Origin of the sequence: Komagataeibacter sp. FNDCF1 (assembly GCF_021295335.1) — a bacterium.
Taxonomy (GTDB): Bacteria; Pseudomonadota; Alphaproteobacteria; order Acetobacterales; family Acetobacteraceae; genus Komagataeibacter.
This window is the reverse complement of record NZ_JAIWOT010000001.1, coordinates 1,501,718-1,514,048: the sequence shown is the minus strand read 5'-3', so window position 1 is coordinate 1,514,048 and position 12,331 is coordinate 1,501,718. Positions and strand designations below refer to the sequence as shown.

12 protein-coding genes are annotated in these 12,331 nt (G+C 64.3%); 3 read left to right on the top strand and 9 right to left on the bottom strand.

Annotation, left to right across the window (positions count from 1 at the left end):
* Positions 1-55 precede the first annotated feature (55 nt).
* Complete coding sequence (gene rpsA / locus LDL32_RS07185) at positions 56-1,771, top strand: 30S ribosomal protein S1 (RefSeq protein WP_233065583.1); 1,716 nt, start codon at positions 56-58, stop codon at positions 1,769-1,771.
* Between the two features lie 245 nt (positions 1,772-2,016).
* Here the strand turns inward: rpsA and LDL32_RS07180 are convergent, their stop codons facing one another.
* Positions 2,017-4,722, bottom strand: coding sequence for a pitrilysin family protein (locus LDL32_RS07180; protein ID WP_233065581.1), 2,706 nt, complete (start codon positions 4,720-4,722; stop codon positions 2,017-2,019).
* Positions 4,723-4,824: 102 nt separating this feature from the next.
* On the opposite strand from LDL32_RS07180, the gene LDL32_RS07175 reads away from it, so the two are divergent.
* Both LDL32_RS07175 and LDL32_RS07170 read left to right on the top strand, forming a co-directional pair.
* Positions 4,825-5,967: a serine hydrolase domain-containing protein gene (locus LDL32_RS07175; protein ID WP_370636656.1), complete on the top strand. Its 1,143-nt coding sequence runs from the start codon at positions 4,825-4,827 to the stop codon at positions 5,965-5,967.
* A gap of 42 nt (positions 5,968-6,009) precedes the next feature.
* Positions 6,010-6,531, top strand: coding sequence for a hypothetical protein (locus LDL32_RS07170; RefSeq protein ID WP_233065577.1), 522 nt, complete (start codon positions 6,010-6,012; stop codon positions 6,529-6,531).
* 193 nt (positions 6,532-6,724) lie between these two features.
* Here the strand turns inward: LDL32_RS07170 and LDL32_RS07165 are convergent, their stop codons facing one another.
* The 8 genes from LDL32_RS07165 to LDL32_RS07130 all read right to left on the bottom strand — a co-directional run bounded on the left by LDL32_RS07165 (position 6,725) and on the right by LDL32_RS07130 (position 12,231).
* Positions 6,725-6,904, bottom strand: coding sequence for a DUF1674 domain-containing protein (locus LDL32_RS07165; protein ID WP_233065575.1), 180 nt, complete (start codon positions 6,902-6,904; stop codon positions 6,725-6,727).
* 83 nt (positions 6,905-6,987) lie between these two features.
* Positions 6,988-7,710: a c-type cytochrome biogenesis protein CcmI gene (ccmI, locus tag LDL32_RS07160; protein WP_233065573.1), complete on the bottom strand. Its 723-nt coding sequence runs from the start codon at positions 7,708-7,710 to the stop codon at positions 6,988-6,990.
* A gap of 1 nt (position 7,711) precedes the next feature.
* Entirely contained in the window at positions 7,712-8,197 is a 486-nt protein-coding gene (locus LDL32_RS07155) for a cytochrome c-type biogenesis protein (protein WP_233065571.1), read from the bottom strand.
* Positions 8,194-8,766, bottom strand: a complete 573-nt coding sequence (locus tag LDL32_RS07150) for a DsbE family thiol:disulfide interchange protein (protein ID WP_233065569.1) — start codon at positions 8,764-8,766, stop codon at positions 8,194-8,196. Before LDL32_RS07150 ends, LDL32_RS07155 begins: the two co-directional genes overlap by 4 nt.
* Complete coding sequence (locus tag LDL32_RS07145; RefSeq protein WP_233065567.1) at positions 8,763-10,742, bottom strand: heme lyase CcmF/NrfE family subunit; 1,980 nt, start codon at positions 10,740-10,742, stop codon at positions 8,763-8,765. The genes LDL32_RS07150 and LDL32_RS07145 overlap by 4 nt, the downstream gene beginning before the upstream one ends.
* A 9-nt stretch (positions 10,743-10,751) precedes the next feature.
* Positions 10,752-11,285, bottom strand: coding sequence for a cytochrome c maturation protein CcmE (gene ccmE, locus LDL32_RS07140; protein ID WP_233065565.1), 534 nt, complete (start codon positions 11,283-11,285; stop codon positions 10,752-10,754).
* Positions 11,282-11,428, bottom strand: a complete 147-nt coding sequence (gene ccmD, locus LDL32_RS07135) for a heme exporter protein CcmD (RefSeq protein ID WP_233065563.1) — start codon at positions 11,426-11,428, stop codon at positions 11,282-11,284. The genes ccmE and ccmD overlap by 4 nt, the downstream gene beginning before the upstream one ends.
* The gene (locus LDL32_RS07130; protein WP_233065561.1) at positions 11,425-12,231 is read right to left on the bottom strand and encodes a heme ABC transporter permease; all 807 of its coding nucleotides are present in this window, start codon (positions 12,229-12,231) and stop codon (positions 11,425-11,427) included. The genes ccmD and LDL32_RS07130 overlap by 4 nt, the downstream gene beginning before the upstream one ends.
* Positions 12,232-12,331 lie beyond the last annotated feature (100 nt).

The following is a 12,331-nucleotide window of genomic DNA, read 5'->3' as shown; positions in this document are numbered from 1 at the left end:
GATTGTCCACATCCATCCACGGGACGGGTGTGGTTACAGGATTTACGAGTAGCTCATGGCTTCAGCCACAACACAGCCCGTCGCCGACCATAAGGGTGGCGAGGACTTTGCCGCCCTGCTTGAGGAAACCCTCGGCCGGGATTCCGCTTTTGACGGTTCCGTTGTCACGGGTCGCGTCGTCCGCCTGACGGATGAATTCGCGATCGTCGATGTCGGCCTGAAAAGCGAAGGGCGCGTCGCCCTCAAGGAATTCGGCCCGCCGGGTGTTACCCCCGATGTCAAGCCGGGTGATGTTATCGAACTGTTCGTCGAGCGGTACGAAGATCGTGACGGGTCCATCGTCCTGTCGCGTGAGAAGGCCCGCCGCGAGGAAGCCTGGTCGAACCTTGAAAAGGCGTTCGAAGGCAACCAGCGCGTCAATGGCACCATCTATGGTCGCGTCAAGGGTGGCTTCACCGTCGACCTCGGCGGCGCGATGGCGTTCCTGCCCGGCTCCCAGGTCGATATCCGCCCCGTGCGCGACGTGACCCCGCTGATGGGCGTGCCCCAGCCCTTCCAGATCCTGAAGATGGACCGCGCGCGCGGCAACATCGTCGTTTCGCGTCGTGCGGTTCTGGAAGAGACCCGTGCGGAACAGCGCAGCGAGCTGATCCAGGGCCTGAAGGAAGGCATGATCCTTGACGGCGTGGTCAAGAACATCACCGATTACGGTGCGTTCGTCGACCTCGGCGGCGTCGATGGCCTGCTGCATGTGACCGATATCGCATGGAAGCGCATCAACCACCCGTCCGAAGCCCTGCAGATCGGCCAGCCGGTCCGCGTGCAGGTCATCCGCTTCAACCCCGACACGCAGCGTATCTCGCTGGGCATGAAGCAGCTTGAGGCCGACCCGTGGGAGAACGTGGCGATCAAGTACCCGCCGGGTGCCCGCTACACCGGTCGCGTCACGAACATCACCGACTACGGTGCATTCGTGGAGCTGGAGCCGGGCGTCGAGGGTCTGGTGCACGTGTCCGAAATGTCCTGGACGAAGAAGAACGTCCATCCGGGCAAGATCGTCGCCACTTCGCAGGAAGTCGATGTGATGGTCCTGGATGTGGACAGCGCGAAGCGCCGCATCTCGCTGGGCCTGAAGCAGGTGCAGCGCAACCCGTGGGAGCAGTTCGCCGAGGAACACAAGGTTGGTTCCGTGGTGGAAGGCGAGATCCGCAACATCACCGAATTCGGCCTGTTCATCGGCCTGTCCGCAGACATCGACGGCATGGTTCACATGTCCGACCTGTCGTGGGACGAGCCCGGCGAAGTCGCCATGAGCCACTACGAAAAGGGCCAGGTCGTGAAGGCCAAGGTTCTGGACGTGGACGTGGAGAAGGAGCGTATCTCGCTCGGTATCAAGCAGCTGCATGAAGATCCGGCCGCCGATACCCTGAGCAAGGTGCAGAAGGGCGCCGTCGTGACCTGCATCGTGACCGCTGTCCAGTCGAACGGCATCGAGGTGAAGGTTGATGACGTGCTGACCGGCTTCATCCGCCGTGCGGAACTGGCACGCGACAAGGCCGACCAGCGTCCGGAGCGTTTTGCCGTTGGTGAGCGCGTCGATGCGAAGGTTGTCTCGGTTGACCGTGCGGCCCGCAAGCTGGCCCTGACCATCCGCGGCCGTGAGGTCGAGGAAGACAAGCAGGCCATCTCCGACTACGGTTCGTCCGATAGCGGTGCGTCGCTGGGTGATATCCTGGGTGCAGCGATCCGTCGCCGTAACGCAGAGAACTGATCCCGCAACAGTGTCCGGCCTGCCATGTGGGCCGGACATTGTGCGAAAAAGGGCGGTGCAGGAATGCACCGCCCTTTTTTATTGATTGGATTGCAGGAACCCTGTCAGGCCGCGGAAGCGGAAACCTGCTGTCGTACAAATCATGAAAAGGTATTCGGTAAAGCTTTTTTCAAAAAGCTTCAGGGAACGCCGCCTTTTCAAAAAAAGGCGGCGCCCAAAAACATTCATTACTTGAAAATGCCCTGCTATGGGGCAGTCGCCGGTCCCTTGATGATGGTGGCAAGGTCTGCCGGGCGGATCCATTTGCGGAAGGCGTCGCGGATGGTGATCGCATCCATCGTGTAATAGGCCCGTGCCGCAATATCGTTCTGGTTGAGCGGCAGGCCAAGATTGCTGAAGCGCAGGTAGCTTTCGGCAATTGTATCAAGACTGGCCGATTGCAGGGCCAGACTGCGCAGCAGGCCCGCGCGGGCCATGGTCAGTTCGCTTTCGCTGACCGGTTCGGTCTGCATGGCGGTAATGTCACGCACGGCGGCGGCACGGGCGGCGGCAACATTGCCCGGGTCCGCACCGAAGGAAATGCTGTAGGCGCTGCGATGGCGCTTCCACGACAGGTGGCTGCGCACGGTATATACATAACCGGTGCGCACCCGCAGGTCGCGGTACAGGCGTGAGGAAAAGCCTGAACCAAGGATTTCATTCCCCAGGTTGAGCGCGAAATGCTCCGGGTCATCGACCATGATCCCAAGGCTTTCCGGCAGCGATACGGTGGCCTGCGTGCTGGAGGGATCGGTGACATGCGTAACGCCCGCGTGACTGTCCGGGCGGGGTGGCAGGTCGACCACGGGCGCCGGACCAATGGCCCGCCACGGGCCAAAGCTGTGGCTGACCGCCCTGTAGGCGGCATCGGGCGTGATATCGCCGGTAATGACGATGGTGGTCAGGTCCGGACGGTAGGCCGCGGCCCAGAAGGCGCGGCAGTCCGCCAGTGTCAGCTTCATCACCTTTGCCGGGTTCGCCTGCCGCAGTGACGGGTCGCCCGGGGGCGAGACGGCAGCCTGCATCGCACGCCCGAACAGGTAATCGGGCGAGCGCAGCAGCCCGGACAGGGAGGCTGCGGTATTGGCCCGTACCACCCTGAACGCCGCTTCGGGCAGGGAAGGATGAAGTTCGTTTTCCGCCAGCAGGTCCAGCCCGCGTTCAAAATCCGGAGTCAGCACGTTCAGGCTGAATTCGGCCCCCGCACTTTCGGTGGCGGCAATGTCATCCAATGCCTTCTGCAGCCCGATCCGGTCATGGGTGGTGCTGCCATAGTGGAACAGTTCATCGGTAATGTCGGCAATGCCTTCCTTGCCCGGTGGCTCCTGCATGTCCTCGTTCTGGCGGATGATGCCATACAGGTTGATGGTATGACTGATGGCAGCAGGGCGCACGACCAGCCGCAGGCCGTTGGGCAGGGTATAGGTGGCAGGTTGTGCGGCAGGCACGGGCGCACGTACGTTGAGCAGGCTGGCATTGGCCCATCCGGGCAGGACAACCGGGTGGTCCGGTACGCTGGCAAAGGATTCGGAGCCGCCAAATCCCTTGTCCGTGACCGGTCGGCCGGCATCGCGCGGGGTCAGTATGGCGGTAATGGACTGCTGCGGGTCCAGTACCTGCCGGGCCAGTCGATTGACGTCCTCCGGTGTTACAGCGGCAAAGGCGGCTGCCTCGTCATCCGGTGACTGCAGGCCCATTATGGCCTGTGCTTCCGACCAGCTTTCCGCCAGGCCGGAAATACTGTTGGCGGCAAAGCCAAGCTGGGCCAGTTCCCTGCGTTTGGCGGCTTCCACCAGATCGGCGGGCACGCCGTTTTCACGCAGGCCGTGCAGGATATCCTGCATGCGGGCCTGAAGGGGAGCGGGCGCGCTTCCCTTGGGGAAGGCGGCAATGGCGATGCCGATACCCGCATCCGCCTTGGTTATGAAGTCAAAACTGGCCAGCAGGGCGCGCCCCTGCGGTACCAGTTCGTATAGCGCGCCACGCTGGCTGGACAGCACATCGGACAGGATACGCGCCGTGGCAAAATCATGGCTGTTCTGCCCTGGCATGCGGCTGGCGATGGCCACCAGCCCCACGGGGTAGTCTGTCGGAAAACGCAGGGTCTGCGCATGGACCGGGCCGGGGTGGATTTCAGGCCGGGCGGGAAGCGTGCGTGCCGGAATGGCGGCGAAGGTCGACCGGACAAGGGCCAGCGCGCGGGCGGGGTCCACATCGCCGGTAATGACCAGAATGGCGTTGTTGGGTGCATACCATTCCCGGTAGAAGCGGCGCAGCATGGCCGTATCCGTCCTGTCGAAGGAAGGACGGGTGCCCAGCGCGTCATGCTCATAGGGGGTTCCGGCAAACAGGATGGACTGCAGCCGCGCCAGATAGACATAGCCGGGGCTGGACATGTCGCGTGAGACTTCCTGCCCGATCGCGCCGCGTTCATGCGCCCAGTCATCCGCCGCCAGTGTCAGGCCGTTCATGCGCAGGGCCTCGATGCGCAGCAGCACGTCCAGGTTTTCAGCGGGTGCGGTGTAGAAGAACTGGGTCACGTTTTCCGTCGTGTCGGCATTGTAGCTGCCGCCCAGCCGCGCGCCGATGGCGGCCATCTGGTCGCGGTCGAGTCCCTGGCTGCCCCGGAACATCATGTGTTCAAGCGCATGTGCCGTGCCGGGAAAGCCGGCAGGGGCCGCGGCCGAACCGACAAGGTAGTTGATCTCGGTGCTGACAACCGGGGCCAGCCGGTCCGGCACGATCACGACCCGCAGCCCGTTGGGCAGGGTGGCCTGCACGGGAATTTCGGGCTGGACCTGCGTGGTCACGGGGCCTGCCGCATGGGCGGCGGGCGACAGGCCGCCCCCCAGGCAACTCGCGCATAACAGAAGGGAGAGGGGTAATGTCTTGCAGAACAGGCGTGCTATCATGGCCCGAGATTACGCTGCTTTGCGCGTGGCGACCAGTTGCCCGTCTTCCACCCCCGCCAGAAAGGATGATACATGCCCGACGCCCAACTGGAGACAGGCCGGATGGCTGGACGTGTCCGGCATGTGATGGAAATGGCCGTAAAAACAGGCCGTCTGGTCGGTGCGGTGGTACTGGTCGCGGTTGATGGCCAGCCGGTGGTGGCCGAGGCCGTGGGAATGGCGGACAGGGAACAGGGGCGGCCCATGCGGCCTGATACCGTGTTTCGCCTTGCTTCCCTGACCAAACCGGTGGTGACTGCCGTGGCGCTGGCACTGGCGGAGCAGGGACTGCTGGACCTGCATGCCCCGGTGACCCGCTATCTGCCCGATTTCCGTCCCGCCCTGCCCGATGGCGGCGCGTGCATGATCACGCCCCACCAGTTGCTGACCCATACCAGCGGGCTGACCTACGGCTTTTCCTTTCCGCGTGATGACAATCCCTATATCCGCGCCGGTGTCTCCGATGGCATTGCGGAACCCGGCGTATCGCTGGCCGACAATCTGGACCGGCTGGCCACGACCCGGCTGGTTTTTGCGCCGGGGCAGGGATGGAGCTACTCGCTGGGGCTGGATGTAATGGGGGGTGTGATTGAAAAAGTGACCGGCCAGAAGCTGCCCGAGGCCGTGCGCCAGCATGTGGGCGAACCGCTGGGCTGGCGACAGACCGGCTTCGCCCCGCCCGCGCATGATGATCTGGCCACCTGTTATGCCGATGCCCGCCCCATACCCCTGCGCATGGGCGAGACCTATGTCATGCCCCGCCAGTTACCCGGTGGCGGTGTGGGGGAAATCCGCTTCGCACCTGATCGGATATTCAATCCTGCCTCCTACCCCTCTGGTGGGGCGGGCATGGTGGGCACGGCGGGAGAGTTCCTGACCTTTCTCGAAGCCGTGCGTTCGGGGGGCGAAGGGCTGCTGGCCCCGGCATCCGCCGCCCTGTTTGGCCGTAATGTGATCGGGGATGTGGACATGGGGCCGCTTGCACGCGGGCGGCGCTTTGGCTATGGCGGCGCGGTCATAACCGACCCGGCCGCCGCGCGTACGCCGCTTGGCCCCGGCAGTTTTACGTGGGGGGGTGTGTACGGGCACCAGTGGACGGTGGACCGGGCAAGGGGGGTGAGTATTGTCATGCTCAGCAACACCGCTCTGGCCGGGATGGCAGGCAGTTACCCCGATGCGGTTGTCGCCGCCGTGTATGGTGGATAACACTGAAGGCCACGACGGGTGGCGAGGAGAGCGTGAACAGTCATGTCATTTGGTGAACGCGTCAACCAGTTCGATTCCTGGCTGCTGGACCGGATTTTCCAGCCCTTTGCCGATGCCCTGCCCGACCGGCTGACGGCGATGGAAATGGGCATGAGCTTTCAGGTCGGTTCCATCGTGCTGTCGGCTGCGTCCATTTCCGCCCTGCTGGTGCTGGAGGGGATGACGCTGGACAACGTGATCACCAACGTGCTGGGTTGGTTTTTCGAAGTCATATTCTATATCGGCATCCATCGCATGCGTCGGCTGGTCAGACCGGGTTGCCAGAACCCGCTGCGGCTCATGCTGGCGGGAATGCGGCCCATTTCCATCCCGTTCGCGGCCTATGCGGTCTATCAGGCCGTAACGGCGGAGCGGGCCTATGAACTGGCGCTATGGTTCAATTCGCTCTCGCAGCTGGTCTTTGTGGCCGGGATCTACCTGATTTCATGCAACATACCGCCACCGGGGCACCGGGCGCGCCAGACCAGCTTTGGCCGCGGGCCGCTGCCTAACGAGACTGGCTGAAGAGGAACCCGGCAGGCCCCGGAAGGCCGTCTGACAGGACCACCCAGAAAACATCCTGTAATCAGGAGAAAGTTTTTGGTGAAGCTTTTTCAAAAACTTCGAAAAAATGTCGCCTTTTTTTTGAGGAAAAGGCGACACCCGAAAGCTTGTATTGTTTTTCATCAGGGCGCGGTGTTCAGGTACACTATCAGGATCAGAAATCCACGCACCGTCCCTTGACCGTCCAGTCCCCGTAACGCGTGGGTTCCGGCCCCTTGGGGCCGCCGCGTTCATCAGGCTCGGCGGGCTGTTTCAGCAATGCGGCTTCCTTGGCCGCTTCATCCTGCGCCGTATCAGCCGCAGGGGCGGGGGTGGGGGTCTTGTCCTTGCTCATGCCAGCAGTCTCTGCCCATGGGCGGGATACTGGCAAGCCCCAAAAGCCCGGACAGGCCCGGGTAGCGCGTTGTTGATGGGACGTTACTGGTGTTCGGACTGGGCAATACGCTGCTGTACGGTCATACGCCACGGCGCATCGGCCGGGGCGGCATCCAGCGCACGGCGGTACAGGTCGGCGGTTTCGGGAGAAATATGGCCTCCATCGGCCATCATCTGCGCTTCCGCCGCACGCGCCGCCACTTCGGGCTCAAAACGTTGGGCAATCGCATTGCGCCAGGCCTGGGCTGCGGCGGCATAATGGTCACGCCCCGCCTCTGCCTGCCCCAGCAGCACATAGCCCTGGAACAGACTCGGGTCGCCCGCCGGAATCAGCTTGAGCTGGTCGCGCAGGCGGTCAATGATCGCATCATTGCGGTGATCTTCCTGCTTCAGGGCCGCAAGACGCGGGGCCAGCGGCTGTGCGGGGAGCGAAGGGTGCCCCACGGTCAGGTACAGCGCCACGGCCGCGACCGGCAGGCCAAGCAGCGCCGCCGTTATCGCCATGGTGGAGGTGGTACGGCCCGCGGCCTCGCTTGGCAGCGTATCGGCGCCCAGCAGGCGGCGCTGGATTTCCAGCCGTGCGCTGTCATGCTCCGATGGCGCGATCATGCCTTCGATCAGGTCGCGCTCCAGTTCGGCCAGCTGGGCCTGATGGAGCACAAGGGCAGTTTCACGTTCATCACGCAGCAGGGTCGTGCGGCGGAACGACAGCAGTGCGGGCAGCAGCGCAATCACGCCAAGCAGGCAGATACCAATCCAGATCATGTCACTCTCGGCGTGTATTGGTCAGGTCGGACAGGCGGCGGCGCTCTTCATCGGTAAGCGGGGCCGGGACGGGCGCACGCGGCCTGCGGAAGGTCCACCATGCAATGCCTATGCCGATGCACAGTGCAAGCAGCGGCATGACCCACAGCAGCAGCGTGCCGATGCTCAGCGGAGGCCTGAGGCGGATGAAATTGCCGTAGCGGCTGACCATCCAGTCCATGATCTGGCGGTTGCTTTCACCTTTGGCCACATGTTCGCGCACTACATGACGCAGGTCACGCGCCAGGTCGGCGCTGCTGTCCTCGATCGATTCGTTCTGGCAGACCAGGCAGCGCAGTTGCGCGCCAATGGCCTCGGCGCGCTGTTCCTGTGCCGGGTCGGGCAGCATTTCGGACGGGTCATCCACCGCCAGCGCCACGATGGGGGCAAACAGCAGGCAGGCCAGCAGGGCCAGCACGCCGCCACGGTGCAGGGGATGTGTCTTCATGATCTCAGGCTGTCCGCCAGCGGCATGATCGTACTGGTGATCATGGTTTCGGTAATGGGGGAGGCCGTATGCCAGCGGATCACGCCACCCGGACCGATCAGGAAGGTTTCCGGCACACCGGACACACCCCAGTCAATCGCGGCCAGCCCGTCGCGGTCGGCGGCGATACGGGCGTACGGGTTACCCGCGCGCTGCACGAAGCCATATGCGTGTTCCGGCTTGTCCTTGTATGCAATGCCCCAGATCGGCAGTCTTGCCTTCAGTGCGTTCAGCACCGGCATTTCGGCTACGCAGGGAATGCACCATGATGCAAAATAGTTCACCAGTACCGGCGCCTTAAGCGTACGCAGGTCCCGGGCGGCAAAGCCGCTGCCGGGCGCCTGGTCCGGCAGGGCAAAATCGGGCACGGGGCGGTTCAGCGCCGGGGCATGGATGTCATGCGGGTCGAACGAACCCTTCGTCATGCCCGACAGCATGCGCCAGAAGCCCACGCCAACCCCGCCCGCCACAACCAGCGGGGCCGCCATCAACAGACGGCGGCGTGTGGGGGAAGAAGGCTGGCCGCTCATTGCACCACCACCACTTCAACGGTCTTGGCCCGTCGTGGCGCACCCACACGTACCCGCCGGTCGGATAGCGACAGCGCGCCGCCAAAGGCCATGATCAGCCCGCCCAGCCACATCCATGGCGCCAGCGGGTTGTAATGCAGGCGCAGCACATAGGTCGGGTTGGCGTCGTCGCCATGTTTGTCACCCAGCACGCCGTAGATGTCGGCCATCAGGTTGGTATGGATCGCGACTTCGGTCGTGGTCTGGTGCTGGCTGGCGAATGTGCGCTTGGAGGGATGCAGCATGGTGATCAGGCGGCCATTGTGGCGGACCTCGATGGTGGCGACCAGCGCGCTGTAGTTCGGGCCTTCCGCCGGGTGCACGTCGGTCAGGGTCCAGCTGTCACCGGCCAGCATCTCGCTCTGGCCGACATGGACTTCCACGATCCGGTGCGCCGCCTGTGACATGCCGGCAATGCCCAGCACCACGATACCAACGCCCGCATGCGCAAGGGCTGCGCCAAACACCGCGCGTGGCAGGCTGCGGGCACGCTGCCAGCTCTGGCGCAGTGGCTGGCGGAACAGGCGCAGCCGGTCGGTCACGTCCACGATACTGGAGCAGATCACCCATACCGCCGTGGCCGTGGCCAGCACCGCCAGGATGTCACGTATCCGGAACATGGCCACGGCCAGCGCCAGCAGCGCCACGCAAGCCGCCCACCACAGGCGGCGCAGCACCGGCCACATCTGCGCCCGCTTCCACGGCATCATCGGGCCAAAGCCCATGAACACCATGAGCGGTATGGCCAGCGGGATGGTGGTCGCGTCAAAGAACGGCTTGCCGACCGAAATCGTCTTGCCGAACAGCAGCGACATGAAGGGCGGGTACATCGTGCCCGTCAGCACCACGGCACAGATGGAGCACAGCAGGATGTTGTTGAGGACCAGCAGCCCCTCACGCGATACGGGCGCGAACAGGCCCCCCGTGGTCAGCTGCGGGGCGCGGATGGCGAACAGCAGCAGCGACCCGCCGATGACCAGTGCCAGCAGGCCAAGGATGAACACGCCACGCGCCGGGTCGTTGGCGAAGGCATGCACGGAATTGAGAATGCCCGAACGCACGAGGAACGTGCCCGAAAGCGAGAACGAGAACGTGCCGATGGCCAGCAGCACGGTCCAGATCTTCAGCGCCTCGCGCTTTTCCACCACGATGGCCGAATGCACCAGCGCCGTGCCCGTCAGCCACGGGATCAGCGATGCGTTTTCCACCGGGTCCCAGAACCAGTAGCCACCCCAGCCCAGCACGTAATACGACCACCATGACCCCATGGCGATGCCGCAGGTCAGGAAGCACCACGCCGCCACCGCCCACGGGCGCACCCAGCGGCCCCATGCCGCATCCACCCGCCCTTCCAGCAGGGCCGCGATGGCAAAGGCGAACGGCACGGCAAAGCCGACATAGCCGGTGTAGAGAATGGGGGGATGGAAGGCGAGGCCGGGGTCCTGCAGCAGCGGATTCATCCCCTGCCCATCCAGCGGCGCGGGCCACACGCGGGCGAACGGGTTGGACGTGGTCAGGCAGAACAGTTCGAAGCCCGCGGCAACGCCACCCAGCACCGCGATCACGCGTGCCTGCAGTGCGGAGGGCAGGTTGCGGCCGAAAAGTGCCACCGCACCGCCGCATATGGACAGGATCATTGCCCACAGCAGCACCGAGCCTTCATGGTTACCCCATACGCCTGTAATCTTGTACAGAAGCGGCTTGCTGACCGCGCTGTTGGCCGCCACGTTCTGCACCGAGAAGTCATTGGTGATGGCGGCATGGATCAGGCAGGCAAAGGACATGATGAGCGCGATCATCTGTCCCACCGCCAGCGCGGGCGCCAGCGCCATCAGGCGGCCGTCACGCCGGTTTGCGCCGATCAGGGGCAGGATCGCCTGTCCGGCGGCCATGCAGCATGCCAGCGCCAGGGCAAAATTTCCAAGTTCCGGGTTCATTGTCGGATGTCAGTTTCCGTCAGGTGTCTGGGTGGCCGGTTTTTTCGTGCCGTCCGCTGCCGTCATGGTGTTCCAGCTTGCCGCGTCCGGCGCCTTGCCGAAGCGGGGGTCCCACTTGCCGCTGCGGCGCAGTTCCTCCGCCACTTCCTTGGGCATGTAGGTCTCGTCATGCTTGGCCAGCACCTCGCTTGCGCGGAAGGTGCCGTCCGGGTTGACGGTGCCGACGGCCACCACGCTCTGCCCCTCGCGGAACAGGTCGGGCAGGATGCCTTCGTAGCGCACGGTCACGGCGGCCTGCCCGTCGGTCACGTCAAACAGGTTGACGGGGGTGTCCTTCACCTTTTCGCGGTGCACGCTGCCCGCCACCACCATGCCGCCCAGGCGGATGGTGCGGTCAGCCGGGGGCGGTTTTGCATGCACCTGCGAGGGCGCCATGAAGAACACGATGTTGGAGGAAAAGGCATTGAGGGTGAGGGCTGCGGCGGATCCAAGTCCGATCATGCACGCCAGCACCAGCCACAGGCGTCGGCTCTTGCGTGTCATGACGGCTGGCGGATCCGTGGCTGCTCGATTGCGGCAAGGCGCCTGCGCGCCCGGCGCAGGCGGACCGTGGCATTGATGGACAGGATGGCGGCCACGCCAAGCGTCAGGCCATAGGCCGCGGCGATATAGGGCAGATGGGTCATGCGGTGGCACTATCGGCAGAAGGAGCGGACTGGGCGGTGGACTGGCGGCCCCGGCCGGCCGCCAGGATGGTGCGGATGCGGCTTTCCATGACCGAGGCACGCAGGCGGGCCAGCACGATGGCGCCGAACCCGAGCGTGAAGCCCAGCGTGGTCAGCCCCAGCGGCCACAGCATGGAGGTGGACATGGTCGGCGCCCCCGTGACCGTAATGCTGTCAGGCTGGTGCAGGGTGTTCCACCACTGAACGCTGAACTTGATGATGGGCAGGTCGATCGCGCCCGCAAGCCCCAGTATGGCGGCAGCGCGGTAGCCGCGCTGTGGCTCGTCAAACGCGCGGATCAGCGCGATATGGCCCAGGTACAGGAAGAACAGCACCAGCACGGATGTCAGGCGCGCATCCCATACCCACCACGTACCCCACATGGGCTTGCCCCACAGTGATCCGGTGGCCAGGCATACGGCGGTGATGGCCGCACCCACCGGCCCGATTTCCACCGCCGCCAGATCGGCCAGCGGGTGACGCCACACCAGCGACAGCAGCGAGCACACGGCCAGACCCATATAACCCGATGATGCCAGCCATGCGGTGGGTACGTGCACGTACATGATGCGCACGCTGTCACCCTGCTGCCAGTCGGCGGGAGAGAAGAACAGCCCCCACACGATTCCGGCAAGCGAGAGCACCAGCGCGGGCCATGTCAGCCAGGGCTGCAGCCTTGCCCCCATGCGCAGGAAACGCCCCGGGTTGGCATAACGATGAAAAAGGTTACCGGTTCGCGCGGTAAGGCTCTGGGTTGCGTTCAAGGTTGATCCATCCGTGCCGGGGGCACCGTCCCTGCGATGAAAGGGGTCAAGAAAAATTTCCGCCATCACCCACGCGTGGCTGGGGGCTGGCGATTTCCTG

Coding starts and splice junctions, on each gene's coding strand:
- LDL32_RS07155 (WP_233065571.1), bottom strand. CDS start 8,197: ATGAAGACACATCCCCTGCACCGTGGCGGCGTGCTGGCCCTGCTGGCC.
- LDL32_RS07180 (WP_233065581.1), bottom strand. CDS start 4,722: ATGATAGCACGCCTGTTCTGCAAGACATTACCCCTCTCCCTTCTGTTA.
- LDL32_RS07150 (WP_233065569.1), bottom strand. CDS start 8,766: ATGAGCGGCCAGCCTTCTTCCCCCACACGCCGCCGTCTGTTGATGGCG.
- ccmI (WP_233065573.1), bottom strand. CDS start 7,710: ATGATCTGGATTGGTATCTGCCTGCTTGGCGTGATTGCGCTGCTGCCC.
- LDL32_RS07175 (WP_370636656.1), top strand. CDS start 4,825: ATGGCTGGACGTGTCCGGCATGTGATGGAAATGGCCGTAAAAACAGGC.
- LDL32_RS07165 (WP_233065575.1), bottom strand. CDS start 6,904: ATGAGCAAGGACAAGACCCCCACCCCCGCCCCTGCGGCTGATACGGCG.
- LDL32_RS07145 (WP_233065567.1), bottom strand. CDS start 10,742: ATGAACCCGGAACTTGGAAATTTTGCCCTGGCGCTGGCATGCTGCATG.
- ccmE (WP_233065565.1), bottom strand. CDS start 11,285: ATGACACGCAAGAGCCGACGCCTGTGGCTGGTGCTGGCGTGCATGATC.
- ccmD (WP_233065563.1), bottom strand. CDS start 11,428: ATGACCCATCTGCCCTATATCGCCGCGGCCTATGGCCTGACGCTTGGC.
- LDL32_RS07170 (WP_233065577.1), top strand. CDS start 6,010: ATGTCATTTGGTGAACGCGTCAACCAGTTCGATTCCTGGCTGCTGGAC.
- rpsA (WP_233065583.1), top strand. CDS start 56: ATGGCTTCAGCCACAACACAGCCCGTCGCCGACCATAAGGGTGGCGAG.